Consider the following 25,632-nt stretch of genomic DNA (forward strand, 5'->3'; position numbering starts at 1 on the left):
CGGAATGCGGATCAGCCGGCCCGGGTGCCGGAATCCGGCTTTCCCGTCGCTGTCCTTCCCGCCACTCCTCTTTCCGTCACTTCTCTTTCCGTCACTTCTCTTCTCGCCACTTCTCTTTCCGGCGCTTTTCTTCCCGGTGCTTCTGTCTCCGGCGCGGAATGACCGGGGCGGGACCCGGCGAGTTGCTCCTTGATGACCGCCGTCACGCGTTCCGGCGCCGCATGATGGTAGAAATGGCCGCCGTCGAACACCTCGACCCGGAAATCGGCCGTGGTCAGTTCCCCCCACGCGCCGAGCAGGTCGAGGCCGACCCCGGGGTCGCTGCGGCCGCCCATCGCGGTGACCGGCACCCGCAGCGGTCCGCGGTCGTGCGCGTACGTCTCCCAGACCTCCAGGTCCGCGCGGAACAGCGGCAGCAGCAGCCGCACCAGCTCCGGCTGGGCGAGCACCTCCGCCGAGGTCCCCTCCAGCTCGGCGATGACCGTCAGCAGCTCCTCGTCCGGCAGGTCGCACAGCCGCGGACCGGTGAGCGGCAGGTGCGGAGCGCCCAGCCCGGAGACGAACAGATGGCGCGGGGGCCTGCCGAGCGCGGACAGCGCATGCGCCAGCTCGTAGCAGAGCAGGGCGCCCATGCTGTGTCCGAACAGCGCGTAGTCGGGACCGGCCCGGCCCGCCAGCGGGCCCCGGAGGTCGGCGACCAGCTCCGCCGCCGTGTGCAGGGCCCGCTCCCGGTGGCGGCTCTCCCGTCCCGGCAGCTGCACGGGGACCGCCTCGACGCGGGGCGCCAGCAGACGGGGCCAGTCCCGGTAGACCGACGCGCCCGCCCCCGCGTGGGGCAGGCAGAACAGCCGGACGGCGTCCGCGTCCCGGGCCGGCGCGGGCGCGGCCAGGGGGCGGCACGGCGGGAAGTACAGGGCGTCGGCCGTCCCGGTCATGGGCGTACGTCCCCGGAACCGGCGGCCGGGACGGACCCGGCCGGGACGGGGTCCGAGGCCGCCGCGCCCCGCACATGGGCGGCGATGCCGCGCACCGTCGGGTCCTCGAAGAACTCCGCCAGCGTCATGTCCGCGCCGAACCGCCTGCTCACCTGGGTCAGCAGCCGGATCGCGAGCATCGACTGCCCGCCGACCTCGAAGAAGTTCTCCTCGTGGCCGACGCCCGGCACGTCCAGCAGGCCGCCCATGAGCGCCGCGATCTCGTCGTCCATCGTGTCCGCGCCCGCCGGGTCCGCCGGGGCGGCCGGGGCCTCCGGGGCGGGCAGCCGCTCCCGGTCGATCTTCATGTTGGCGTTCTTCGGCAGTTCGGGCAGCCGGGTCAGCCGGGCCGGGATCATGTAGTCGGGGAGCCGGTCGCGCAGGAACGCCCTCAGACCGGCCGTGTCCGGGGTCTCCTCGCCCGCCCCCACGTAGTAGCTGAGGAGTGTCCGGTCCCCCGAGCGGGCGTCGGTGCCGGCGACCGTCACCGCCTCCCTGATCCCGGGATGGCGCAGCAGCGCCGCGTCGACCTCGTTCGTCTCGACCCGGAAGCCCCGGATCTTGACCTGGAAGTCGGCCCGGCCGAGGAAGTCGAGCGAGCCGTCCGGCAGGACGCGCACCAGGTCGCCCGTGGCGTACATGCGGGCGCCGGGTCCGGCGGCGAAGGGGTCGGGCAGGAACCGCTCCTTCGTCAGGTCCGGGCGGCCGAGATAGCCGCTCGCCACACCGGCACCGCCGACGTGGAGCTGGCCGGTCTCCCCGGCGGGCACCGGCCGCAGCTCGTCGTCCAGCACGTAGCACGTGGTGTGCGAGACGGGCTCGCCGATCGGCACCCGCACCTGGTCGGCGGGCATCGGCCTGACCCGGTGCGCGGTGGCGATCGTCGTGCACTCGGCGGGCCCGTACCCGTTGACCAGGTGGCAGCCCGGCAGCGCGGCCACGGCGTTGGCCTGGTCGACCGCGAGGACGTCGCCGCCGACCAGGATCTGGGAGACCGTGGCGAACGTCGCCGGGTCGTCCCCCGCGAGCTGGTTGAACAGCGGTGTCGCCATCACCACGGTGTCGATGCGGCGTTCGCGCAGCGCGGTCGCCAGCCGGCCCGGGGAGAGGATGGTGTCGCGGTCGAACCCGATGAGCTCGCCGCCGTTGAGCAGCGCGCCCCACACCTCGACGGTGGCGGCGTCGAAGGCCGCGTTGGAGATCTGCGCGACCCGGTCGCCCGCCTCGAACGTGAGGTAGTCGGCGTCCCGGGTGCGCAGGACGACGTTGCGGTGCGTCGTGCAGATCCCCTTGGGTGTGCCGGTCGAACCCGAGGTGTACACCACGTACGCCAGGTCCTCGGGCCCCGCGCCGCCGTCCGTGCGGACGTCCAGGGCGGCGTCGTCCCGTACGCCCTGCCCCAGGTGTGCGGCGGCCGTGAGCACCGGGATGCCGAGGCCGCTGGGGTCGTCCGCGTCGGCCTCGGTGAGCAGCGCCACCGGCTCGGACTCCTGGAGGATCAGGCGCAGCCGGGCGGCCGGCTGCGCCGGGTCCAGCGCCACATAGGCGCCGCCGGCCTTGACGGTGGCGAGCATGCCCAGGACCACCCCGATGCCGCGGTCGGCGAGGATCGCCACCAGCCGGCCGGGCCGTACGCCCCGGTCGCGCAGCCGGATCGCCAGGGAGTTGGTGACCCGGTCGAGTTGCCGGTACGTCAGCGTGACGGAACCATGGGTGAGAGCGGGCGCGTCGGGCCGGCGTACGACGTGTTGCGCGAACAGATCGCTCAGCGAACCGTCCTGGTGCCGAGCGGCGGGCTTGGGCATGGGCGTCCAGTCCTTTCTCGTCTCTCGTCGGATGACGCGTTGATGACGCGTTATCGGCGCGGCGCGGCCGGCCGCCACACCGGCATGATGTTGCCGACCTTCTCGATCATTCCGTGGCAGTAGGAACCGCTGTGGTCGCGGCTCTGCGTCGGCATGAACGGGTACTGCGAGCGCTTGTGGTCCACCGTGAACGTGCCGTCGGCGGGCATCGCCTTGATGTGCACCGCGTCGGTCAGTTCGGGCAGGTGCTCCTCGGGGACGCGCACGGTGAAGGCGCGCGGGCCCCGGTCCAGCAGTTCCAGTGCCCCGAAGCCGTCGGGTGAGGTGTCCAGGGGCGTGTTGCTGTACATGTACGGGCGGTTCAGCAGGTCGATCTCGAACAGGGCGCGCGCCTTCTCGTCCGCCCACCAGTCCTGGCTCCGCGCGAAGCCGCGCACATGGCCGGTGAAGACGTCCCGGTGCTGGTGGAGCACGGAGTGGATGAAGAGGCCGTAGTTGTTGACGTCGTAGTAGTCGGCCTCCTCGACGGAGCGCCGCATGTAGGCGAGGACGGGATCGTCGTCCCCCTGCTCGCGCAGATGGCCGGAGAAGGCGGCGAAGATGTCCTGGTAGCTCATTCCGCGCTGCTTCACCAGATACCGGCTCACCGTGCGCAGGCTGCGCGTGTTGTGCAGGGCGTGGAAGGCGTAGAAGTAGTACATGCCCTCCACGAACTCCGGTTCGGAGACCTCTTTGGTGCCGATGACGACCCGGGCCTCGGCGGCGTCCCCGCCGGCCTGCCTGCTGAGGATGCCCATGCTCTGTGCGTGGTGGTAGATGGGCGTGTTGTTGAGGAGCAGATGCGGATACGCGATGACCGTCTGCGCCTCGTTCTCGCACAGGGTGCCGATGCCGCGCCGGAAGGAGTCGAGGGTCTCGCCGGGCAGCGGCCAGATGAGTTCGACGTAGGAGCTGACCTGCTTCTGGCGCAGGTCCTCCTGGATCTCGGCGAAGGCGCTCAGCTTGATGTTGGAGCGCGCGATCAGGTCGAGGCTGGCCGGTTCCAGGGTCTGGAGCGACACCGGCTGCGAGGAGATGAGGTTCGCGTCCTGGAAGATGCTGGTGATCTTCGTGACGGCGTGCGGCTTGTTCTTCGCCGCGGAGAAGTAGACGACGTTCGGGGCGCCGTGGTCATGCGCGCAGTCCGTGATGTGCTGGGATATCCCGACGTCCCGGCTGAGCATTCCCCAGTTCGCGTCGGCGATGAAGAGGAAGAGGATCTCGTTCCTGGCTATCCACTTGATCTCCTCGCGGACCCGCTCCTCGTCGAACCGGTGCACCCGGTCGTTCGTGGCCGCGCCCCAGAAGCAGAATCCGCAGTGGTAGGGGCAGCCGCGGTTGGTCTCCAGGATGGCGATGCTGTACGCGTCGTCGAAGACCCCGGTCAGGAACGGCGAGGGCACGTCGTCCAGGGTCTTGATGCGGGTCTGCTTCGGGGTGGTGACCAGTTCGCCGTCGCGGTAGAAGCTGAGGCCGGCGACCTCGTGGAACCGGTCGGGGGACTCGGTCAGCGCCAGCAGGTACTGGGTGAAGGTGATCTCCCCCTCGCCGTTGCAGACGACCGTGCGCTCGTCGGTGCTGCTGAGGTAGCGCAGGCCCTGTGACATCACCTGGGGGCCGCCCAGGATGATCTGGGCCTCGGGCCGCGCCTGCCGGACGGCCGCCACGACGGCCTTCACCAGGCCCATGTTCCACACGTAGCAGCTGAACGCGTACACATCGGCCGCCGACCGCAGCAGGTTCTGGACGACCTCGGCCCGGGGGGTCCTGGCGACGGTCGTGTACCGCTCGAAGCGGTACGCGTCGCGGACCACCGCGTCCGTCATGGCGTACGCCTGGAGATAGCCGGAGGCCAGCGGGGTCATCCGCTCGAAGACGGACAGTTCCACGAGCAGGACCTTCTTCACTTCGCTCACCTTTCGAGGGGCACGGCACGGGCCGGGGACGGCGAGAGGAGATGTCCGGCGCGGGAGGGGCCGGCGGCGGCAGGGAAGCGAATCGGTCCGGTGGGCGGCGGCGGGTCAGGCGCGCTCGCCCACCGAGGCGGGTTCGGGGACCGCGGCCTCGGCCACGGACGTCCGCCGTTCGACGACCCCGAGCGCCACCCCGGCGACGATGATCGTCCCGCCGAGCACCTGCCCGAGCCGGACCGTCTCCCCGTTGATCACCACGGCACCGAGCACACCGAACACCGGTACCAGGTTGAGGATGTTGACCGCGACGCTGGAGGTCATGCGGCGCAGCCCGTAGTTGTAGAGGAGGAAGCCGCCGACGGAGCACGCCACGGCCAGATAGACGAGCAGCAGCGAGGCCGATCCGTCCGGTACGTGCCAGTCCCCGGCCTCCAGGCAGGAGGCGAGCAGGAAGCCGGCGGCGCCGGCCACGGTCTGGTAGTAGGTGAGGTCCAGGGCGTCGTGGCCGCGGCCCATGGACTTGACCAGCACGTTGTAGCCCCCCCAGACCAGCCCGCCGAGCAGCAGCAGGACATCGCCGAGCCAGCGCGAACTGCCCCCGACCTGTGCGCCGTTGCGCACGACCAGGAACGCCCCCGCGGTGGCGAGCAGGACGCCGCCGACCCGCAGCAGCGGCATCCTCGCCCTGAACAGCACCAGTTCCAGCAGCATGGTCATCAGCGGGTAGGTGGCCACGATCAGGGAGGCGTCGGAGGCCGTCGACAGTTCGACGCCGATGTTCTCCAGGACGAAGTAGGCCGTGATGCCGAGCAGTCCGCTGAGGTAGATCAGGCGCCGCTGGCGGGCGTCGGGCCGGGTCCCCGGGCGGCGGCGCAGCCGCATCATCACCGCGAGCAGCCCGGCGGCGAGCGTGAAGCGGATGGCGCCGATGCTCAGCGGTCCGACGTCCGACAGCACCTGCTTGGTCACCGCGTAGGAACTGCTCCAGAAGAGGGCCGCCGCCACCACGGCGCACAGCGCCAGGATCCGTCCTTTCCTCTCGTCCACCGCAGGTCTCCTTCTCCGTCGTCCGCACGCACAGGGTCCGCCCGGCTCGCGCCGCAGAGAGGCGAATCATGGACGGAATGGATGCAGTCATGCTAGCAATCCAACGGAGAACAGGGCATACTCGCCGAATATAATTCGGCCTCCCGAGAATGCGGCAGAACATGGATGAACTTAATTCGGCGTTGCTGCGCCTTCTCCAGCAAGACGGTCGGCGCACCAACCGCGAACTCGCCGAGGAACTGGGCATCGCACCCTCGACCTGTCTGGAGCGGGTGCGCGCGCTGCGCGAGCGCGGGGTGCTGCTCGGCTTCCACGCCGAGGTGGATCTCACCGCACTGGGCCGGGGGCTCCAGGCGATGATCGCCGTACGGGTGCGACCGCCGACCCGCGCGATCATCGAGCAGTTCCAGACCTTCGTGGCGCGGATGCCCGAGGTCATCTCGGTCTTCGTGCTGACGGGTACCGACGACTTCCTCCTCCATGTGGCGGTGCGGGACGCCGACCATCTGCACTCGGTCGTGCTGGACAAGCTGACCGAGCGCCCCGAACTGGCCGACGTGCGCACCTCGATGGTCTACGGGCATCTGCGCAAGACGGTCATCGATCCGATCTGATCCCCTCCAGGGCCGTGATCAGCAGGTCGTTCGCCTCCGGGGCGCCGACCGTGATCCGCAGCCCGGTCCCGGGGAAGGCGCGCACCAGCAGCCCGGTGCGCTCCAGGGCGGCGGCGACCGGGGCGGCGTCCTCGCCGAGCGGCAGCCAGAGGAAGTTGGTCCCGCTCGGCGGCAGGGTCCAGCCCCGCGCGCCGAGGGCCGCGCGCAGCCGCTCACGCTCGGCGGTGATCCCGGCCACCTGCCGCAGCAGTTCGTCCTCGGCGTCCAGCGCGGCCAGCGCCGCCTGCTCCGCGATCCGGCTCACCCCGCACGGCACGGCGCACTTGCGCAGCGCCTCGGCGATCCGCGGGTGCGCGACGCCGTAGCCGACCCGCAGCCCGGCCAGCCCGTACGCCTTGGAGAAGGTGCGCAGCACCACCAGGTTGGGCCGGTCGCGGTGGAGTTCCACCCCGTCCGGCGCGTCCGGGCCCCGGTGGAACTCGAAGTACGCCTCGTCCAGCACCACCGTGACGTGCTCGGGCACCCGGTCCAGGAACCGCTTCAGCTCGGCGGCGCCGACCGCGGTGCCGGTGGGGTTGTTGGGCTCGCACAGCAGCACCATGGCGGTGCGCGGGGTGATGGCGGCGGCCATGGCCTCCAGGTCGTGCGTCGCGTCGCTGAGCGGCACCTCGACCGGGACGGCCCCGGCCATCCGCACGACGATCGGGTACGCCTCGAACGAGGGCCAGGCGTAGACCACTTCGTCGCCCGGCGACAGCATGGCCTGGCCGATCTGCTGGTAGATGCCGACCGATCCGGGGCCGGTGACCACGTGCGACAGCGGGACGTCCAGCCTGCGGGCGAGGGCGTCCGTCAGCTCTTCCGGGAAGATGCCCGGGTAGAGGTTGGTCCGCTGAGCGGCCCGGGAGACGGCGGCGAGGGCCGAGGGCAGCGGCGGGCAGGGGTTCTCGTTGAGGAACAGCCGGTACGAGGTGCCGGTGGCGGGCGGCTGCGGCGGCTTGGGCACATAGGCCGGTATGCCGTCGAGCACGGCACGCGGCACGGGCGGGTGAGCACTCACTCCTGTCGTTCTCCTTAGCTGGGTCCCTCTGGCGGGTCGCTCTGCCGGTGCCTGTGCCGGACCGCTCCGCGGAGGCGGGTCCCGGCCGGGCCGGCGGGTCAGTCGAGCGTGACGGTCCGGCCCAGTCCGCGGGCCGCGGCCTCCCGGGCGACGGCGAAGCCGGACATGATGTCCTGCACGCCGAGGCCGAGCGATTTGAAGACGGTGATCTCGGTGGGTTCGGCGCGGCCGGGCCGGGTGCCGAGCAGCACCTCGCCCAGCTCGGCCCGGATGTGGTCCGGTCCCACCAGGCCCTCGGTGAGCGGCCCGCGCAGGTCCCCGGACTCGGCGAGCGCCGACTCCCGGCTGTCGACGAAGAAGGAGGCGTCCGCCACGGCCCGGGAGGACAGCTCCCGGTGGTCGGCGAAGGAGGCCCCCACGGCGTTGACATGGACGCCGGGCGCGAGGTCGGCGGCCTCGACGACGGGCTCCCTGGCCGCCGTGGTGGTACAGACGAGGTCGGCCCCGGCCAGGGCCAGCGCCGGGGTGCCGGCGGTCTCCACCTCGATGCCCAGCTCCTTCGCCGCCCACGCCCGGTAGTCCTCGGCGTGCTCGGCGCTGCGGCTCCACACCCGGACCCGGCGCAGCGTCCTGACCAGGCGCATGGCCTCCAGGTGGCTGCGCGCCTGCACCCCGGAGCCGAGTACCGCGAGGTCCCCGGCGTCCGGCCGCGCCAGCGCCTCGGTGGCGACGGCGGAGACGGCCGCCGTCCGTACGGCGGTCACCGCGCCGGCGTCCATCAGGGCCAGCGGAGCACCGGTCGCCGGGTCGAAGACCATGACGACCCCGATGTGCAGGTCCAGGCCGCGGGCCGGGTTCTCGGGCCTGAGCATCATCGCCTTCAGCCCGTAGCCCGCCAGGTCGTCCCCGGCGACGAAGCCCGGCATGGTGCCCAGCAGACCGGTGTCCTTCTCGGGCCTCAGGATGGTCCGCAGCGGCAGTTCCGCCAGGCCGCCGCTGTAGCGGCGCATGGCCTCCGCCATCACCGGCAGGGCGCGCTCGACCGGGTACAGCTCGCGCACGGTGGCACGGTCGATCAGGAGCATGGAAGTACCTGTTTCCTTGGGCGGTCCGTCCGGATGGTCCGGTGGGCCGCTTTCCTGTGGCGGCCCGTCAGGAGTCCGGGTCGGCGAGGGTGAAGACCGACCAGAGCATGCGGATCGGCCGGGTGCGGGAGATGAACTCCAGGGCGTGGGCCTTGGCCGCCGGGCGCGTGGTGAGCGCCAGGTCGGTCTCCCTGCGGCGGGCCTGGCCGGCCGCCGCGCTGGTGGAGGTGGCGTAGCGGATCTCCGCCACCGAGTAGGCGTCCGGGAGGAGTTCCCGGACGAGGGCGACCGGCGCCGGGTGGGTGGCGATCCGGGCGGCGTCGGGGATGCGGTGCCCCGGGGAGACGGCGATGCCGTAGTCCGGGGTGTCGAAGAGGAACGCCCCCGCGAACCGCAGCGACGGGTCCATGTAGAAGCTGTGCACCGACGCGTACGCGTTGGCGATGACGACATGGCTGACGGCGCCCTCGCGCAGCGCCGTGCCGGCCTCCTCGTAGGTGCCGTAGAGCCGGATTCCGGGCGGTCCGCCCAGGCCGCGGTCCGCCCAGAGGTACAGGGCCGCCTGCTCGCTGCTGGTGCCGGCGGGCCCCAGGGTCCCGATGGCCTCGATCTCGGGCCCCGAGGACAGGGCGGTGTCTATCCAACCCGCTGTCTGAATCATGTTCTCCCCCTGCGGTCGGCGGTCAGCCCGTGCCGGGGCCGACGCTCTGGAGCCAATGGCGGTAGCGCTGGTCCTTGCCGCGGACGACCTCGTGGTAGGCGGCCGTCAGGGCGGTGGTGAGCGGTCCGGGGACGCCGTCCCCGACGGGACGCCCGGCGATCTCGGTCACGGGGACGATCTCCGCGCCCGTGCCGGTGAGGAACACCTCGTCGGCCAGACACAGATCCTCGCGGCCCAGGTCGTGGAAGTCGGTCGGTACGTCCAGCAGGTCGGCCGCCAGGGTGACGGCGGTGTCCCGGGTGATGCCCTCCAGGAGATCGGCCGTGACGGGCGGGGTGACCAGCCGGCCGCGGACGACGGCGAACACGTTGGACGTGCTGGCCTCCGCGACCTGGCCGCGGCTGTTGAGCAGGATCGCGTCGTCGTACCCGGCGGCTCGGGCCTCGTCCACGGCGAGCGCGTTGTTGACGTAGCCGCCGGTGACCTTCGCGCGGACCGGGAGCACGGCCGACTCCGGTCTGCGCCACGAGCTGATCGCGACCCGGATGCCGCCGCGGTCGGTGTAGGACCCCATCCGGAAGGCGTTGACCGACAGCGCGTCCGAGACGCCCGTGAGCTGGACACCGGGCGGTGTCCCGGGCAGCAGCGCGCGCTTGTAGGCCAGCGGGCGGATGTACATGTCGGTGTCCGCGCCGATCCGGCGCAGCAGCTCGGCCGTCAGCGCGCACAGCTCCCGCGCGTTCGGCTCCAGCCGGATGCGCAGGGTCCGCGCGCTGCGCAGGAACCGCTGGTAGTGGTCGTGGCCGCGGAAGACGGCCAGGCCGCCGTCCGCCTGCGCGTAGGCGCGGATGCCCTCGAAGACACCGGTGCCGTACTGGAGGGCCTGCGTGGTGACGGGCACCTGGGCCCGCTCCAGGGGGACGAACTCCCCGTCGTGGTAGGCCAGGGCCGCCAGGGCGGGCGTCGCCTTGCCGCTGTCCGCTGCCACGGCACTGGTCACTGGGCCCTCCCGCCGGCCACGCCGAGGGCGGCGGCGCGCTCCTCGTCCGGCGCCGCGGTGCGCCGGTCCTCCACCCGGGCCGCCTTCCAGCTCACCATGGCGCCGGTCGTGGTGACCGAGCCGAGCGGGCCGTAGGCGAACCGGAGCGGGACGTCGAGCCGTTCGCGCACCAGGTCGGCGACGGCCGCCTCGTCGACGCGTACGCCCTCGCCGTCGGGCGGTGTCTCCAGGTGCAGGGTCAGCTCGTCCTGCCCGTCCACCGCGTCGATGACGACCTGGTAGTCGAGGTAGCCGCGGGGCAGCGACAGCAGCAGTTCCTCCAGGTCGTAGCCGCTGATCCGGTGGCCGCCGATCGACAGGGTGTCGCGGGTGCGGCCGAGCACCTCCAGGACGGGCGCGGGCAGGGTGCGCCCGGCGGAGGCGGGGGCGAGCCGGACCAGGTCGCCGGTGCGGTAGCGGACCAGGGGCTTGCTGCCCCGGTAGAGCGCGGTGACGACGAGTTCGCCGGTGCGCACGCCGTCGGGGCCCGGCTCGACCGCGCGGGCGGTGTCCGGGTCGATCACCTCGTAGTAGTTGAGCAGCGGGGCCGTGTACAGCGCCCCGTCGGCGCCGGACGCGCCCATCACCGAGGCCTCCTGCGAGGCGTACAGGGCGTTGTAGACCTTGGCGCCCCACACCTCGCCGATGTTCTCCAGGAGGCTCGGGGAGGCGAGTTCGCCGGTGCACATCAGGACGTCGAGGCGGAAGTCCCGGCGCGGGTGCAGTCCGGCCGCGTACGCCTTCTTCGCCAGGGACAGGGCCATGCCGGGCGTGCTGAACAGGCCGGTGGCGGGCAGGACGCGCAGGGTCTCCAGGGCGCGGTCGTAGCCGACCATCGGGGAGTGCGGCCACATCTTGGCGACCGCGTGGCCCAGGTTGCGGCAGACGTCGCCGAAGGTGTCGCCGAAGGCGTGCAGTTCGGTCGGTCCGGAGACGCCGATCACCTGCTCGTCGCCGAACTGCCGGAAGACGGTGTCGTAGTACACGGTCAGCGCCGTGTTGTTGTGCAGCGAGTCGGTGTTGTCCCGCGGGCACGGTGTGCTGCGGCCGGTGGTGCCGGTGGTCTCGTAGAAGATCCATGCCTTGGACAGCGGGAGCGAGAGCACCTTGTCGAACTCGTTGCGCAGGTCGTCCTTGGTGGTGAACGGCACGTCGGCCAGGTGCTCGGGGGCCAGGGAGCGGATGGACTCCGGGTCCACCGACGCCAGCCGCCCGGCGTAGAAGGGGGACTTGTCCTTGACGTACGCCAGGGTGCTGCGGAATTCCGTCAGTTGGTGATCGGCCAGGTCGGCGTCGCTCCAGCGGCCCGCGGCGAACGCCTGGTGCCGGTCGCGTATCTCACGGGCGAGCCGGTCGAGTTCTTCGTTGAAGACGGTGAACATGCTTCCCTCGTGTCGGTTGCGTCAGCGGTACAGCGGCAGGCTTCCGGTGAGCTTGTTCACCGCGCTTCTGCTGCCGCAGACGGCCACGCCGATGTAGGGCAGCTCGGCGGTGCCCAGGTCGGCGGTCCGGCGGATGTACTCGTCGTAGCTCCGTGACGACTGGGCGACCGCGGTGAAGTCGGCCACGAAGACGTCGGGCAGGCCAGCCGCCTTCAGCACGATGTCCCGCAGATCCGTCGCCGCGCCCTTCAGAATGGGCAGCGGAATGGCCGTGATACCGGTGTGCGCCTCGCCGTCGCCGTCCTTGACGGCATCGCCGATGATTCCGTCCACGAACCGCCCGACGGACATCGAGAGAGCCGCCACGGTGTTCATCGCGAGCCCCGCGGCGAGGTCCTGTTCGACGACAAAGGCGCACTTCTCGTACTTGGCACTCACCGCTGGTCCTTGCCTTTCGTTCACTGTGCTGTTCTTCTTCTCGTTCTTCGCGTCATTCTTCGAGGTCGGCGATGACCCATTCACTGATCTCCCGCCACCGGCGGATCGCCTCCTGGTGGAACGGGTGCACCAGATAGCGGTCGAGCGCCGCCTCGTCCTCCAGCAGACCGATCACCGCGAAGTCGTACGCGATGGGCCGGGTGGATATGTTGCGGCCGGTGCTCCATTCCTGGAGGTCCGGTACTTCGCCGCCCACCTTCGCGGCCATGCCTTCCGCTTCCAGCGCCCGGGGATCGTCCCACGAGATACCGGGCTTGAACTTGAAAAGTACGATGTGACGAATCATGGTCATCCTCCGTGGACGTTCATCCGCCGTGGACGGGAATGCGTGCGGGCAGCGGGCTGACCGTCTCGCCGCGGGCCGCGGCCCGTGCGGAGAACTCCTGGACCGCGGCCAGCTGGCGCTCTCCGAGCGAGTAGTCGAGCGTTCGGAAGTAGTCGAGGAGCACGGGCTCCCCGAGCGCGCGGGCCCGGCCGCCGCGGGCCGCCGCAGCGGCCACCCGCGCGGGGTGCGCGCGGGCCCGTGCGACCGCGTCCACGAGCGCGGCCCCGACCTCGCGCACCGTCTCGGGCCGCTCCCGCGCGAAGTCGCGGCGCACGGCCCAGACGGCGAACACCATGGGCAGCCCCGTCCAGCTCCGCCACATCGCGCCCGTGTCGTGCACGGTCAGCCCGGCCGGCGCGGCCGCCCGCACCCGCAGCGCGTCGTCGCCGATGACCACGGCGGCCCGCGCCGTGCGCAGCATCGTGTCCACGTCCTGGCGCAGCGTGCGGTACTCGGGCCGCACCCCGACGGCGTCCTCCAGCAGCATCCTGGCCAGCAGGGTGGTGCTGCGGCTGGCCGCGGAGAGCGCGACCACCCGGCCGTCCAGCGCTTCGAGCGGATCGCGCGAGACGATGTGGCAGGAGCCCACCGGGCCGTCGCTGCCGATCGCGATGCCGGGCAGCAGACACAGCTCCTCCGCGTGCCGCAGATATCTGACGACACTGATCGGGCTGATGTCCAGATCACCCGAAAGAAGGAGTGCGGAAAGCTGTTCCGGTGGTGCGGAGACCATGTCGACGTCGTGCACGGCTCCGCTGTCGGCCAGGCCCCAGCGGATCGGTGCGCAATTGAGGAAGGAGATGTCACCCAGGCGTGCCCGCGGATTCACGCACGCCTTCACGAAGTGCCCTGCGGCTCGCTGTCCGCGGCGGAGGCGGCCTTCGAGATACCGCCGGAACCGCCCCGGCACAGGCTCAGGATATTCAGGGCGAGGGCGGTTCCCTCCGTGCCGAGCCCGGTTGCGTAACGGTCGAGAATAAGCTTCTCGCGAGCGAGTACCGTCCGTGTCCCGCCCTCGCTCATGCGCTGCCGCTGAATGCGGCGGGACAGGTCGCGGCGATTCTGCAAGATTTCGATGATCTGCAGATCCAGGGTATCGATCGCCTCGCGAGCCTCGTCGATGGGAAATGCTGTCACACATGCGGCGTTGTCGTGCTGCTCCACATCAACCTCATCGGGGGAGTGGCGCCCGCCAAAGGCAGGTTCGCTGCATCACTGGTTTTCGCTGCCATCGAGACGACGTTGCGTCGGTGAAACGCCGTTGTTCGCAATCCTTGACGATTCCCGCCGCGAGAGGCAAGGACGTTCCCCAACGGTGTCCCACACCATCAGAATCGCTTCTGACCTGCGGGTTTCCTCGGACATCGAACGGACACCGAAGGGAAACACCCGGCACGGCGATCACGGCTTCCGGGGCGCGCGCCCCGGACCGTCACAGCACCGCCGGACAGTACGGGCCCGTCGCCGGGCCGAGCGCGTCCGACGCCAGCGCCGAGCCCGTACCGGCCAGCGCCGCCGCCGCGCGGGCCCGCAGGGCCGCCGCCTCCGCGCCCGCGTCGCCGCGCCGGTCGAGCAGTTCCGCGTGCGCGTACAGGCAGCGGGCGTAGCGGACCGGGGTGCCGAGGCCGTGGTAGATCGCGGCGGCCCCGGTCAGCAGCCGCTCCGCCTCCTGCGTCCGGCCGTCGTGCCCGAGCGCCGCGGACAGCCCGACCATGCCGAGCGCCTCCAGCAGCGGGTCGCCGACCGAGCGCGCCGACTCCCGGCAGACGCCGAGGAGCCGGCGGCCCTCGGCGTGCCGCCCGCTCTCCAGCGCGATGACGCCCAGGCCGAAGTGGGCGTAGCCGATGCCCGAGACATCGCCGAGGGCCTGCGCCCGCTCCCGCCCCGCGATGTACTCCGCCTCCGCCTCCGCCGGGCGGTGCCGCGCCCGCAGCAGGTCGGCCAGGGCCAGCCGCACCTGTCCGGCCGCCCGGCCGAGGAGGCCCCGGGCGGCCTCCTCGGCCTGCCGCAGATACGACTCGGCGCCCTCCAGGTCGCGCAGTTCGAGCAGGGTCAGCCCGAGCCAGCGCAGCACCTGGACCCGGGCCTGGAGGTCCCCGTGCGCGGCGAGCACGGGCAGGCAGTCCCGCCAGCGCTCCAGCGCCCGTTCGTAGCGGCCCTGGATCCGGTCCACACAGGCCGCCCGGCGCAGCGCGAGCACCGCGCCGTAGTCCTCCCCGGCCGCGGTGAACGTGGCGCACGCCCGCTCCAGCAGACCGGCCGCCCGGGTGTACTCGCGCTTGTCGATGTACAGGTCGCCGAGGCCCAGGAGCAGCGCGGCCTCGCCCTTGCCGCTGCCGACCGCCCGGACGGCGGCCAGCGCGTCCTGGTGGGTCGCCAGCCACTCGTCGTGGTGCCCGCGCGTGCTGAACAGGCAGCGGCACACGGCCGCGAGGTCCCACGCGATGTCGTCGAGCCCGTAGCCGGCGGCCTGCCGCACCAGGGTGGTCAGCGTGGTGCGTTCGGCCTCGTACCAGTGCAGCGGATCGGCGTCCTCGTGCGGAGGGGAGTGGCCGGCACGGGCGCGGCTCGCCGCGCCGCTGCGGACGGCGGTGTAGTCGCCGCCGCAGACGGCGCGGTGGGCCGCGTCGGCGCCGGTGAGCGCGGCGAGGGCGGTGCGGCGGACCGCGGTGCGGCGCTGGGACGGCGACTCGGCGCCGTCCGCGCGTTCGAGGCCGAACAGCCGGACCAGGTCGTGCAGGCGGTAGCGGAGCTGCCCGGCCACGTCCCGTCCGCGCACCTCGACGAGCCGGGCGTCCACCAGTTCCTCCACCAGGTTCTCGGCGTTCTCCGCCGCCGATCCGCCGAGGTCCACGAGATGCCGGGCGAGCCAGTCCGCGAAGTCCGGCACGGCGAGCACGGACAGGCGGCGCAGCAGCAGCTGGGCGCCGGGGCTGATGCCGTCGTAGGACAGCTCCAGGGTGGTGCGGACGGCCAGGTTGTCGTGCTCCAGCTCGTCGAGCCTGCGCCGTTCGTCGGCGAGCCGGGCCGCGACCCGGGCCATCGTCCAGTGCGGCTTGGCCGCGAGCCGGGCGCCGAGGATGCCGACCGCCAGCGGCAGGTTGCCGCAGTACGCGACCAGCCGCCGCGCGGCGTCCTGCTCCGCCGCCGACCGCTCGCGCCCGGCGCCGCGGTGGAGCAGCTCCAGGGCCTGCTCCGTGGAGAGGCCGCCCAGCTCCACGACCCGCGTCGAGAACGCCGAGGCGACCCGGGAGCGACTGGTGACGATGACGGCGCAGGTGTCCGTTCCCGGCAGCAGAGGGCGTATGCCGGTGGTTTCGGAGGCGTTGTCCAGAATGATGAGCACGCGTTTGTCGGTCAGCAGCGCGCGGAATTTCTCGGCGCGCTGGTCGAGTCCGTCCGGGATGTCGGACGCCGGCACTCCCATCTCCCGCAGAAACCGGGCGAGGGCCTCCTCAGGCCGGACCGGATTCCGGTCGAGTCCGCGCAGATCGATATAGAGCTGGCCGTCGGGAAACTTGACGCGCTGCTGATGTCCGACATGAATGGCGAGGGTCGTCTTGCCCGTTCCTCCCGCGCCCACCAGCTCGACCAGGGGCACGTTTCTGCCCGCGGGCCGCAGGAATTCGACCAGGTCGGACATCTCCCGCTCGCGGCCCACGAATTCCCCGATGTCGCTGGGCAGCAGACAGGGCCCGGCGGGCGCGGCGGACGGCGGCGCGGCGGACTCCGGCGCGGGCTGCGGGGACGGCGGCGGCGCGGCGGATAACTCGGTGCGGACGGCCTCGGGGCCGGGTGGGAGGGCGCCCTTCAGGATCTCCTGGTGCAGGCGCTGGAGTTCGGCGCCGGGCGCGATGGCGAGCGCCTCGTCCAGCAGGCGGGAGGTGTCGCGGTACAGGCGCAGCGCGTCCGCCTGGCGGCCCGAGCGGTACAGGGCGGTCATGAGCTGGGCCCGCGGCCGCTCGAAGAACGGATGCTCCGGCAGGAAGGCCGACAGCTCGGCGATCACCGGCTCGTACTGCCCGAGCGCGAGCTGGAGTTCGGCCTTCTTGACCTGGAGCGCGACCTGCGTCTCCTCCCATACGCGGGCCTCGGCGCGCCACGCCTGCCGGGTGATGCCCGCCAGCAGCGGGCCGCGCCACTGGGCGAGTGCCCGCTCCAGGCAGGAGACCGCCTCGGCGCTCTCCCCGGCGCTCGCGTACGCGTCGGCCTCCGCCTTGAGCGCCTGCACCCGCTGGGTGTCCAGCTCGGCCTCGTCCGTGCTCAGGAGGTAGCCGGGCGGCTGGGTCAGGATCAGGTCGCCCACGGTCCCCGTCCGCTGGAAGCGGCCGCGTATCTTCGAGACGCAGACGGCGATCTGGTTCGCCGGATCGGCCGGCATCCGGGCCTCCCAGAGGCTCTGCGCCAGCTCCTCCACGGACACGGTCCTGTCGGGCTTCAAAAGCAGCGTTCCGAGAGTGATCTGAAGCCGCGGGGCGGTGAGCTGGAGGCGTTTACCGCCCGCCCAAATTTCCAGTGGTCCCAGCACCCGGAATAGCAGCTTTCCGGCACGTGACGACGCCATCAGAACTCCTTCCACCAGGTACTTCTTCCCGCCCGAACCGGGCTCACAGTGACACACCCTGACGGCCGATCACGACAGCTTGTCCACATGAAGAGACGGGGAATGGACAACCGGACCGGTATGCAATGCCTTCCCCGGTCCGCGACGGGTTCGGATCGAGTCGAAAACCGGGCACGCGAACGGAACGGATTGCCTTCACCGGGCCCCGGATCAGGGCGGCGGGCGGCGCGGGGAGCGGATCGGACCGCAGCATTCCGGCCCCGGTGAGGAGGTGGCCGGATCGCCGCCCGGCGGGTGTGTGACGCCGCCCACGTTTCGCGTGCCGCCCCGCTCGCTGGGCATGAGCCGCCCTGACAAGCGGGCGCCGGACATCTCACGATGCGATATCGCGAAGGGGAAATCCGGGCGCTCGATAGACTGAGTCGATCGCACTGCATATGCGCGAGTGCGACAGACACGGACTGAGCGAGGAGCGCACGTGGGCCTTGTCGTGCAGAAGTACGGAGGCTCCTCCGTAGCCGATGCCGAGGGCATCAAGCGCGTCGCCAAGCGGATCGTGGAAGCCAAGAAGAACGGCAACCAGGTGGTTGTCGTGGTCTCCGCGATGGGCGACACGACGGACGAGCTGATCGATCTCGCCGAGCAGGTATCCCCGATGCCTGCCGGGCGGGAGTTCGACATGCTGCTGACCGCCGGTGAGCGGATCTCCATGGCCCTGCTGGCCATGGCGATCAAGAACCTGGGCCACGAGGCCCAGTCCTTCACCGGCAGCCAGGCAGGTGTCATCACCGACTCTGTCCACAACAAAGCCCGGATCATCGACGTCACGCCGGGCCGTATCCGCACCGCGCTGGACGAGGGCAACATCGCCATCGTCGCCGGTTTCCAGGGCGTCAGCCAGGACAAGAAGGACATCACCACGCTGGGGCGCGGCGGGTCCGACACCACGGCCGTGGCGCTGGCCGCCGCCCTGGACGCCGAGGTCTGCGAGATCTACACCGACGTGGACGGCGTGTTCACCGCCGACCCGCGCGTGGTGAAGAAGGCCCGGAAGATCGACTGGATCTCGTTCGAGGACATGCTCGAACTGGCCGCTTCCGGGTCGAAGGTGCTGCTCCACCGGTGTGTGGAGTACGCGCGCCGGTACAACATCCCGATCCACGTACGTTCCTCCTTCAGCGGGCTGCAGGGCACGTGGGTCAGCAGCGAGCCGATTCGGCAGCCGAGTGAGCAAGGGGAACAGCAGGTGGAGCAGGCCATCATCTCGGGTGTCGCGCACGACACCTCCGAGGCCAAGATCACGGTCGTCGGCGTCCCGGACAAGCCCGGCGAGGCCGCCTCCATCTTCCGCACGATCGCGGATGCCGAGATCAACATCGACATGGTCGTGCAGAACGTCTCCGCGGCCTCCACCGGTCTGACGGACATCTCCTTCACGCTGCCCAAGGCCGAGGGCCGCAAGGCCATCGACGCGCTGGAGAAGAACCGTCCCGGCATCGGGTTCGACTCGCTGCGCTACGACGACCAGATCGGCAAGATCTCCCTGGTCGGCGCGGGCATGAAGACCAACCCGGGCGTCACGGCCGACTTCTTCACCGCGCTCTCCGACGCGGGCGTGAACATCGAGCTGATCTCGACCTCCGAGATCCGTATCTCGGTGGTCACCCGCAAGGACGACGTGCCGGAGGCCGTCCGCGCCGTGCACACCGCCTTCGGGCTCGACTCCGACAGCGACGAGGCCGTCGTCTACGGCGGCACCGGGCGATGACCGTCCTCCGCCGGGGCGCCGCGCGTCCGGGCGTACGCCGGTGACCGGACGGCCGAGGCTCGCGGTCGTCGGCGCGACCGGCGCCGTCGGCACGGTCCTGCTCGGCATCCTGTCCCAGCGCGCGGACGTCTGGGGCGAGATCCGCCTGTTCGCCTCGCCGCGCTCGGCCGGCCGCAAGCTGACCGTGCGCGGCGAGGAGACCGAGGTCGTCGCGCTCACCGAGGACGCCCGCGCGGCGGGCGTGTTCGACGGCGTGGACATCGCCCTGTTCGACGTGCCCGACGAGGTGGCCGCCCGCTGGGTGCCGGTGGCCGCCGCGGCGGGCGCCGTCGTGGTGGACAACTCCGGGGCCTTCCGCGCCGACCCCGATGTGCCGCTGGTGGTGCCCGAGGTCAACGCGCACGCGGTGCGCCGCCGCCCGCGCTCCGTCGTCGCCAGCCCGCACTGCACCACCCTGACCATGATCGTGGCGCTGGGCGCGCTGCACGCCGAGTTCGGGCTGCGCGAGCTGGTGGTCTCCTCGTACCAGGCGGTGAGCGACGCCGGCCAGGAGGGCGTCCGCGCGCTGCGCCGCCAGCTGTCCCTGGTCGCCGGTACGGAACTGGGGACCGGCCCCGGCGACGTACGGCGGGCGGTGGGCGACGACACCGGCCCGTTCGCGGAGCCGGTCGCGCTGAACGTGGTGCCCTGGGCCGGTGCGCTGTGCGACGAGGGCTGGTCCTCGGAGGAGATGGCGCTGCGCGAGGAGACCCGCCGGATCCTCGGACTGCCCCGGCTGCCGGTGGCCGTCACCTGTGTCCGCGTCCCGGTCGTCACCACGCATTCGCTGACCGTGCACGCCCGCTTCGAGGACGAGGTCACCGTCGACCGGGCGCGCGAGATCCTGGCCACGGCGCCCGGGGTGGTGCTGTGCGACGACCCGGCCTCCGGCGAGTTCCCCACCCCGGCCGACGCGGTGGGCACGGACCCGGCCTGGGTCGGCCGGGTGCGGCGGGCGCTGGACGACCCGACCGCGCTCGAACTCTTCGTCTGCGGCGACAACCTGCGCAAGGGCGCCGCGCTCAACCTGGCGCAGATCGCCGAGCTGGTGGCGGCCGGACCGGAGTGAGCGGGCCGGTGCGGCCGGAGGGGACCCCGTGGGCCGGTGTGCTCCTCGTGCTCCTCCCGCTCTCCGCGCCCTTCCCGCCCTCCCCACCCTCTTTCACGGAGGGATAACCCCTGGCCATTGATCAGTCCCTTTGTAGGATCTGTGCACAAGGTGTGGACCGGCTGACTAGGGTCCGCGCCGCGTGAACCGTGCCGCCCCGGCGCCCGGCGATTTTCCTTCCCGCCCTCCGCAACCGCGCGGTGGGCGGGAGGCGTCTTCGCGGTCGCCCTGCGGGGGCGTGGGGACGCTGAGGGGCGTGGGGACGCCCCGGTCGCTTCGCGGCACGCCGCGACAGAGGGAAGAGCGGGACGCATGAGGGCATGTGAGGCACCGGCCGCGGTGCCGCCTGACCCGGGAACACGGCCGCACGCGCCGCTCGGCCCGCCGGGCGCGGACGTGACGGACGGCCCGTACAACCCCGGCGGGGGGCGGTGCGTCCAACTGGCGTGGCAGACGTACTCGACTTCAGCGCGGCGGCCCGCGGCGCCGCTCTGCGGCCGCCCCGCGCGGCCCTCCGGCCGCGGATGCCCGCCCTCCCCGGGCGTCCGGCGTCCCCCGGCCGGTCCGGGAGCCCCGGCATCAGCGTGCTGCCCGGCGCGGCCGGCCCGTCCGGCGGCATGCCGGTGATCGCCCCCATGCCCGCCGCGCGGCCCGCCCGCATACCGAACCAGCGCCCGGCCGCCGAGGAGACCGCGGCGGCCGGCACCACCGTCGACCACCTCACCGAGACGTACCGCACGCACTACCGCTCGCTGCTGGGCCTGGCCGCGCTCCTCCTCGACGACACCGCCTCCTGCGAGGACGTCGTCCAGGAGGCGTTCATCCGCGTCCACTCCGCCCGCAAGCGCGTCCGCGAGCCGGAGAAGACGCTCGCCTATCTGCGCCAGACGGTCGTCAACCTCTCCCGCTCCGCGCTGCGCCGCCGCATCCTCGGCCTGAAGCTCCTGTCCAAGCCGATGCCGGACATGGCCAGCGCGGAGGAGGGCGCCTACGACCAGCTGGAGCGCGACTCGCTGATCAAGGCGATGAAGGGCCTCCAGCGCAGGCAGCGCGAGGTGCTGGTGCTGCGCTACTTCGCGGACATGACCGAGGCGCAGGTCGCCGAGACCCTCGGGATATCCCTCGGCTCGGTGAAGGCGTACGGCTCGCGCGGCATCGCCGCGCTCCGGATCGCCATGGAGGCGCGGGCATGACCGTCAGGGAGGCGCGGGTATGACGGGCACGAAGGGGAACGCCGAAGGGCGCGACGCGCACGAACGCCACGAGGACACGGGCGCGGGCGAGCAGGACGCGCGCAAACGCCACGAGTCCGGCGGCGGGCCGTCGGGCGAGGTCCGTGGGCCGGGCGAGGTGCGTGGGCCGCACGAAGCCCGTGCGCCGCAGGTGGACCGGTCCCCGGTACCGGGCCCGCCCGACGAGCCCCGTGCCGACCGGGCGTCCCGCGAACAGCACCCCCACACGTCATCGCATTCTGGGAACACCACCGTGAACGACAGCCCTGACGCCGAGGGCCCGGACCCCGCGCGCACGGCCCCGGCGGACGAGGCCCCCGGCGGGCTCGCCCCCGACGAACTGGCCCTGCGCCGACTGCTGCACCGGGCGGTCCAGGACGTCGAGCCGAGCGACGGCACCCTGGAGCACCTGCGGCGCGCGGTCCCGGCGCGGCGGGCCCGCAAGCGGCAGGCCACGGTCGGCATGGCGGCCGCCGCCCTGTTCCTCGGCACCGCCGTCCCGGCCCTCGTCCATGTCTCCCGCTCCTCCGGTCCCGACGCCAACCCGGCCATCGCGGGCCAGGCGTCCCAGGCGCAGGGCGGCGCCGGGCGGTCCGAGGACACGGCCGCCGGTCCGGACGCCGAGGGCAGCCCCTCCGACCGGGCCACGGGCCGGGAGCAGGGCGGGGAGAAGGACGGCACCGCGGACGGCGGGGCCACCGCCACCGGCGCGGCGCCCGGCGGCGCCTCGGACCACCCCTCCGCCTCCGCCCGCGCCGGAGCACCCGTGTGCACGGCGGCGCAACTGGGCTCCGGCGGCGCGCGGATCGGCACCCCCGACTCCTCGGGCGCCGTCTACGGCGTCCTGCGCGTCACCAACACCTCGTCCGGGAGCTGCACCGTCGGCGGGCCCGGCACCGTCACCTCGTTCCCGCAGGGCGCGGCCGAGACGGCCAGGGTCAGCGTGGTGCAGCACACCCCGGGGGACGCGGCGCCGGGGCTGCCCGACCCGTCCACCGAGTCCCCCGCGCTGGTGCTGACGCCGGGATCGGGCTACGAGGTGAAGTTCGCCTGGGTGCCCTCCGACGCCTGCCCGACCACGGGCGGCAGCGGTGGCAGCGGCGGCACGGGCGGCACCGGGGGCGGCGGCAGCGGCGGCACGGAGACCGGACAGCCCGGACAGCCCTCGCCCGGCCCGTCCCCGAGCAAGGACCAGGGCGCGGCCGGCGGCCCGGCCACGAACAGCGGCTCGGGCACGGACGCCGGTTCGGCGGCCTCGCCCCAGCTGGTCAGGGAGGACGGCGCCAAGGCCGACGGCAGTGTCGTGGTCTCGCACACCCCGGAGCCCGGCACGCCGACGGTCTCGGCGACGGTGCCGGACGCCTGCGCGGGGACGGTGTACCACACGGGGGTCCTGGCGGCGCCCACCTCGTAGGACAGCGGCGGGGGTCCGACCCGGGCGTACCGCCGGGGTCAGACCCCCGCGGTACGCCCCTCCAGGGGCTCGCCGGAGCCCTCCGCGTCGTCGGGCACCAGCCCGAGCTCGGCGTCCCGCGCCGCCTCCAGCTCGCGCCGCACCAGCCGGAACCACATGAAGACCACGAACCCGGCGAACACGAACCACTCACCGGTGTACCCGAGGTTCTGGAACGCCTTCAGGTCGAGCCCGCTGCCCTCGGGCGCCTTCGCGGGCACCGCCTTCATCCCGGCGTCGGCCTTGTCGAGCGTGACCCAGGCGTCGTAGACGTCGTACGGCACCAGGTTCACCAGCGAGGCCGCGCTGATCGCCCCGGTCTGCCCGGACGGCAGCCCGCCCCGGGTGCCGACCCCGTTGCCGCCGGGCGACTCGGAGGCCTGGAGCGCGCCGGTCACGGTGACCTCACCGACGGGCGGCGCGGGGGCCTTCGCCGCGTCCGCGGTGCCCGGCAGCCAGCCGCGCACGACGGGCAGCGCCTTGCCGGAGCCGGTGCGCAGCAGCGTCAGCACGTAGTACCCCTGCTTGCCGTCCAGCTCGCGGTCCGGGACCAGCAACTGCTTGCCGTAGCGGCCGGTCGCGGTGGCGGGCATGCCCGAGGTCCGCTTGTCGACCGGGAGCAGCGAGGCCAGCGGACGCGGCGGCTCCGTACGGGCGGAGGCGGTCTGCTCGGACAGGTTGCGGTGATCGTCCACGCGCGCGTCGAACCGGCTCAGCTGCCACGATCCCATGAAAACGCAGAACGGGATGGCGAGCAGCACGAAGACGTTGATGCCCCACCAGCGGGGCGTCAGAAGAAACCGGTACACGGCCCCAACGGTACGGCCCCCGCCGGTCGCGGCAGGCCGCGGGGTCGGAGTTTTCCACAGGCGAGGGGACGCGGACGGGTTCCGTACGGGCGGTTTTCCACAGGCTGGGGAACGGGGCGGCGCGTTGTCGGCCCGGCCAGGCAGTATGGGGCCATGACTGAGAGCAACGGGAACGGCGCGCAGGACCGGCGGAGCGAGCGGAGCGGGCGGGGCCCGGCCGGACAGGACGGGTCCGCGGCGCCGGGGACGCCGGAGGCGGGAAGGACGGCGGGGGCGCAGGGCAAGCCGGCCGTGCCGGACTGGGAGAAGCGCTTCCGCGCGCCCCGGGTGTCCCTGCCCGACTGGGCGGAGGACGCGCCGGACCGCTCCCTGTTCGTGTCGAACGCGACGGGGACGTACGAGCTGTACGCCTGGGACCGCGCGAGCGGCGCCCAGCGCCAGGCCACCCACCGGCCGAACGGCACGACGGACGGCGTGCTCTCCCCGGACGGCGCGTGGATCTGGTGGTTCGACGACAAGGACGGCGACGAGTTCGGCGTCTGGCGCCGCCAGCCGTTCACCGGCGGCCCCGACGAGGCGGCGGTGCCGGACCTCGAACCGTCCTACCCGGCCGGCCTCGCGCTCGGCCGCGACGGGCGCACGGCGGTCGTGGGCCGCTCCACCGACGAGGACGGCACCACCATCCATCTCGCGCGCGTGGGCTCCGGCGAGGCCCCGGCGGAGATCTACCGCCACCGCGAGTCGGCGGGCGTCGGCGACCTCTCCCACGACGGCACCCTGATCGCTGTCGAGCACACCGAGCACGGCGACGCGATGCACTCGGCGCTGCGCGTGCTGCGCCCGGACGGCACGGCGGTCGCCGAGCTGGACGACACCAAGGGCGGCACCGTCGAGCTGGGCCTGGAGGTGCTGGGCTTCGCCCCGGTCGACGGCGACACCCGGCTGCTCATCGGACACCAGCGCCGGGGCCGCTGGGAGCCGCTGGTCTGGGACGTGGCCACCGGCGAGGAGACGGACCTCGCCCTCGACCTGCCGGGCGACGTGAGCGCGGAGTGGTACCCGGACGGCAGCGGCCTGCTCGTCGCGCACAGCTTCGAGGCCCGCAGCGAGCTGTTCCGCTACGACCCGGTGAGCCGCGAGCTGACCAGGATCGCCACCCCGCCCGGCACGGTCTCGGGCGCGAGCGCCCGCCCGGACGGCGCGGTGGAGTACCTGTGGTCGTCGGCGGCCGAGCCGTCGGCGGTCCGCTCGACGGCCGGCGGCGTGGTCCTCGACCCTCCGGGCATGAAGTCCCCCGGCTCGGTCCCGGTGGAGGACGTCTGGGTGGAGGGACCCGGCGGGCGCATCCACGCCCTGGTGCAGAAGCCGGCGGGCACCACCGGCCCGCTGCCCACCGTCTTCGACATCCACGGCGGCCCCACCTGGCACGACAGCGACTCCTTCGCCGCGGGCCCCGCCGCCTGGGTCGACCACGGCTACGCGGTGGTCCGGGTCAACTACCGCGGCTCCACGGGCTACGGCCGCGCCTGGACCGACGCCCTCAAGCACCGGGTCGGGCTGATCGAGCTGGAGGACATCGCGGCGGTCCGCGAGTGGGCGATCGGCTCGGGCCTCGCCGACCCGGAGCGGCTGATCCTCACCGGCGGCTCCTGGGGCGGCTACCTCACCCTGCTGGGCGTCGGCACCCAGCCGGACGCGTGGACCCTCGGCATCGCGGCGGTCCCGGTCGCCGACTACGTCACGGCGTACCACGACGAGATGGAAGCCCTCAAGGCGATGGACCGCACCCTGCTGGGCGGCACCCCGGAGGAGGTCCCCGAGCGCTTCGAGGCGTCCTCCCCGCTCACCTATGTGGACCAGGTCAAGGCCCCGGTCTACATCTCCGCCGGGGTCAACGACCCGCGCTGCCCCATCCGCCAGATCGACAACTACGTCAAGCGCCTGGAGTCGCGGGGCGCCGTCCACGAGGTCTACCGCTACGACGCGGGCCACGGCTCCCTGGTGGTGGACGAGCGCATCAAGCAGGTCCGGCTCGAACTGGACTTCGCCGAGCGTCATCTGCCGAAGTAGCGCCCACGGCGGGGGAGTCCGGCACACCGGAAGCGCGCGGGCGCGGGGCGCCGACGGCGGGGGTGCGAAGCGCGGGGTGCGAGGCGCGGGGTGCGAGGCGCGGGGTGCGAGGCGCGGGGCGCGGGGCGCGAGGCGCGGGGCCGGGAC

At 72.6% G+C, this 25,632-nt stretch carries 21 protein-coding genes; 6 read left to right on the forward strand and 15 right to left on the reverse strand.

The genetic code is table 11. The features are described from left to right. Positions 1–11 precede the first annotated feature (11 nt). The 4 genes from ACWDYF_RS09305 to ACWDYF_RS09320 all read right to left on the reverse strand — a co-directional run bounded on the left by ACWDYF_RS09305 (position 12) and on the right by ACWDYF_RS09320 (position 5,778). Positions 12–935 (reverse strand): thioesterase II family protein, encoded by a 924-nt coding sequence (locus ACWDYF_RS09305; protein WP_389462638.1) that lies wholly within the window; start codon positions 933–935, stop codon positions 12–14. Next, complete coding sequence (locus ACWDYF_RS09310) at positions 932–2,779, reverse strand: non-ribosomal peptide synthetase (RefSeq protein ID WP_389462637.1); 1,848 nt, start codon at positions 2,777–2,779, stop codon at positions 932–934. Before ACWDYF_RS09310 ends, ACWDYF_RS09305 begins: the two co-directional genes overlap by 4 nt. Positions 2,780–2,829: 50 nt before the next feature. Next, positions 2,830–4,734: a cobalamin-dependent protein gene (locus ACWDYF_RS09315; RefSeq protein ID WP_381740921.1), complete on the reverse strand. Its 1,905-nt coding sequence runs from the start codon at positions 4,732–4,734 to the stop codon at positions 2,830–2,832. A gap of 105 nt (positions 4,735–4,839) precedes the next feature. Beyond that, positions 4,840–5,778, reverse strand: coding sequence for a DMT family transporter (locus tag ACWDYF_RS09320; protein WP_381740919.1), 939 nt, complete (start codon positions 5,776–5,778; stop codon positions 4,840–4,842). A gap of 161 nt (positions 5,779–5,939) precedes the next feature. Here ACWDYF_RS09320 and ACWDYF_RS09325 point away from each other — a divergent pair, with 161 nt between their 5' ends. Continuing rightward, complete coding sequence (locus tag ACWDYF_RS09325) at positions 5,940–6,392, forward strand: Lrp/AsnC family transcriptional regulator (protein ID WP_026252717.1); 453 nt, start codon at positions 5,940–5,942, stop codon at positions 6,390–6,392. Here ACWDYF_RS09325 and ACWDYF_RS09330 read toward each other — a convergent pair. The 10 genes from ACWDYF_RS09330 to ACWDYF_RS09375 all read right to left on the reverse strand — a co-directional run bounded on the left by ACWDYF_RS09330 (position 6,376) and on the right by ACWDYF_RS09375 (position 16,883). Then, a complete protein-coding gene (locus ACWDYF_RS09330; RefSeq protein WP_037873830.1) occupies positions 6,376–7,452 on the reverse strand; it encodes a histidinol-phosphate transaminase in 1,077 nt (358 codons plus the stop codon). The two genes, ACWDYF_RS09325 and ACWDYF_RS09330, sit on opposite strands and share 17 nt — an antisense overlap. A 98-nt stretch (positions 7,453–7,550) precedes the next feature. Then, positions 7,551–8,537 (reverse strand): ornithine cyclodeaminase family protein, encoded by a 987-nt coding sequence (locus ACWDYF_RS09335; protein WP_381740913.1) that lies wholly within the window; start codon positions 8,535–8,537, stop codon positions 7,551–7,553. Between the two features lie 67 nt (positions 8,538–8,604). Continuing rightward, positions 8,605–9,198, reverse strand: coding sequence for a prephenate dehydratase domain-containing protein (locus ACWDYF_RS09340; RefSeq protein WP_051576430.1), 594 nt, complete (start codon positions 9,196–9,198; stop codon positions 8,605–8,607). Between the two features lie 22 nt (positions 9,199–9,220). Then, positions 9,221–10,198, reverse strand: a complete 978-nt coding sequence (locus tag ACWDYF_RS09345; protein ID WP_389462636.1) for a branched-chain amino acid transaminase — start codon at positions 10,196–10,198, stop codon at positions 9,221–9,223. Continuing rightward, positions 10,195–11,619, reverse strand: a complete 1,425-nt coding sequence (locus ACWDYF_RS09350) for a phenylacetate--CoA ligase family protein (protein ID WP_389462635.1) — start codon at positions 11,617–11,619, stop codon at positions 10,195–10,197. The genes ACWDYF_RS09345 and ACWDYF_RS09350 overlap by 4 nt, the downstream gene beginning before the upstream one ends. Before the next feature lie 21 nt (positions 11,620–11,640). Further along, positions 11,641–12,057: a DUF2000 domain-containing protein gene (locus tag ACWDYF_RS09355; protein ID WP_381740907.1), complete on the reverse strand. Its 417-nt coding sequence runs from the start codon at positions 12,055–12,057 to the stop codon at positions 11,641–11,643. 52 nt (positions 12,058–12,109) lie between these two features. After that, positions 12,110–12,403, reverse strand: a complete 294-nt coding sequence (locus tag ACWDYF_RS09360) for a Dabb family protein (RefSeq protein ID WP_381740905.1) — start codon at positions 12,401–12,403, stop codon at positions 12,110–12,112. 19 nt (positions 12,404–12,422) lie between these two features. After that, the gene (locus tag ACWDYF_RS09365) at positions 12,423–13,271 is read right to left on the reverse strand and encodes a menaquinone biosynthesis protein (protein ID WP_381740903.1); all 849 of its coding nucleotides are present in this window, start codon (positions 13,269–13,271) and stop codon (positions 12,423–12,425) included. Positions 13,272–13,279: 8 nt separating this feature from the next. Then, complete coding sequence (locus ACWDYF_RS09370) at positions 13,280–13,606, reverse strand: chorismate mutase (protein WP_389462634.1); 327 nt, start codon at positions 13,604–13,606, stop codon at positions 13,280–13,282. A gap of 268 nt (positions 13,607–13,874) precedes the next feature. Next, positions 13,875–16,883, reverse strand: a complete 3,009-nt coding sequence (locus ACWDYF_RS09375) for an AfsR/SARP family transcriptional regulator (RefSeq protein ID WP_389462633.1) — start codon at positions 16,881–16,883, stop codon at positions 13,875–13,877. A 601-nt stretch (positions 16,884–17,484) separates the two neighbouring features. On the opposite strand from ACWDYF_RS09375, the gene ACWDYF_RS09380 reads away from it, so the two are divergent. The 4 genes from ACWDYF_RS09380 to ACWDYF_RS09395 all read left to right on the forward strand — a co-directional run bounded on the left by ACWDYF_RS09380 (position 17,485) and on the right by ACWDYF_RS09395 (position 22,567). Next, entirely contained in the window at positions 17,485–18,774 is a 1,290-nt protein-coding gene (locus tag ACWDYF_RS09380; RefSeq protein WP_064534341.1) for an aspartate kinase, read from the forward strand. Between the two features lie 40 nt (positions 18,775–18,814). Further along, entirely contained in the window at positions 18,815–19,882 is a 1,068-nt protein-coding gene (locus ACWDYF_RS09385) for an aspartate-semialdehyde dehydrogenase (RefSeq protein WP_389462632.1), read from the forward strand. Positions 19,883–20,367: 485 nt separating this feature from the next. Continuing rightward, entirely contained in the window at positions 20,368–21,114 is a 747-nt protein-coding gene (locus tag ACWDYF_RS09390; protein ID WP_381740898.1) for a SigE family RNA polymerase sigma factor, read from the forward strand. A gap of 292 nt (positions 21,115–21,406) precedes the next feature. Next, on the forward strand, positions 21,407–22,567 hold the full coding sequence (locus ACWDYF_RS09395; RefSeq protein WP_389462631.1) for a hypothetical protein: 1,161 nt from the start codon (positions 21,407–21,409) through the stop codon (positions 22,565–22,567). 38 nt (positions 22,568–22,605) lie between these two features. Here ACWDYF_RS09395 and ACWDYF_RS09400 read toward each other — a convergent pair whose 3' ends face one another. Beyond that, positions 22,606–23,415 (reverse strand): SURF1 family protein, encoded by an 810-nt coding sequence (locus ACWDYF_RS09400; RefSeq protein ID WP_389462630.1) that lies wholly within the window; start codon positions 23,413–23,415, stop codon positions 22,606–22,608. A 153-nt stretch (positions 23,416–23,568) separates the two neighbouring features. Here ACWDYF_RS09400 and ACWDYF_RS09405 point away from each other — a divergent pair, with 153 nt between their 5' ends. After that, on the forward strand, positions 23,569–25,485 hold the full coding sequence (locus ACWDYF_RS09405) for a S9 family peptidase (RefSeq protein WP_389462629.1): 1,917 nt from the start codon (positions 23,569–23,571) through the stop codon (positions 25,483–25,485). The last annotated feature ends 147 nt before the right edge of the window (positions 25,486–25,632 follow it).

The organism is Streptomyces sp. NPDC003284 (assembly GCF_053589675.1).

Bases quoted from the DNA above. Each gene is read 5' to 3' on its own strand.
- ACWDYF_RS09305 (WP_389462638.1), bottom strand. From the start codon at position 935: ATGACCGGGACGGCCGACGCCCTGTACTTCCCGCCGTGCCGCCCCCTG.
- ACWDYF_RS09310 (WP_389462637.1), bottom strand. From the start codon at position 2,779: ATGCCCAAGCCCGCCGCTCGGCACCAGGACGGTTCGCTGAGCGATCTG.
- ACWDYF_RS09325 (WP_026252717.1), top strand. From the start codon at position 5,940: ATGGATGAACTTAATTCGGCGTTGCTGCGCCTTCTCCAGCAAGACGGT.
- ACWDYF_RS09335 (WP_381740913.1), bottom strand. From the start codon at position 8,537: ATGCTCCTGATCGACCGTGCCACCGTGCGCGAGCTGTACCCGGTCGAG.
- ACWDYF_RS09340 (WP_051576430.1), bottom strand. From the start codon at position 9,198: ATGATTCAGACAGCGGGTTGGATAGACACCGCCCTGTCCTCGGGGCCC.
- ACWDYF_RS09350 (WP_389462635.1), bottom strand. From the start codon at position 11,619: ATGTTCACCGTCTTCAACGAAGAACTCGACCGGCTCGCCCGTGAGATA.
- ACWDYF_RS09360 (WP_381740905.1), bottom strand. From the start codon at position 12,403: ATGATTCGTCACATCGTACTTTTCAAGTTCAAGCCCGGTATCTCGTGG.
- ACWDYF_RS09405 (WP_389462629.1), top strand. From the start codon at position 23,569: ATGACTGAGAGCAACGGGAACGGCGCGCAGGACCGGCGGAGCGAGCGG.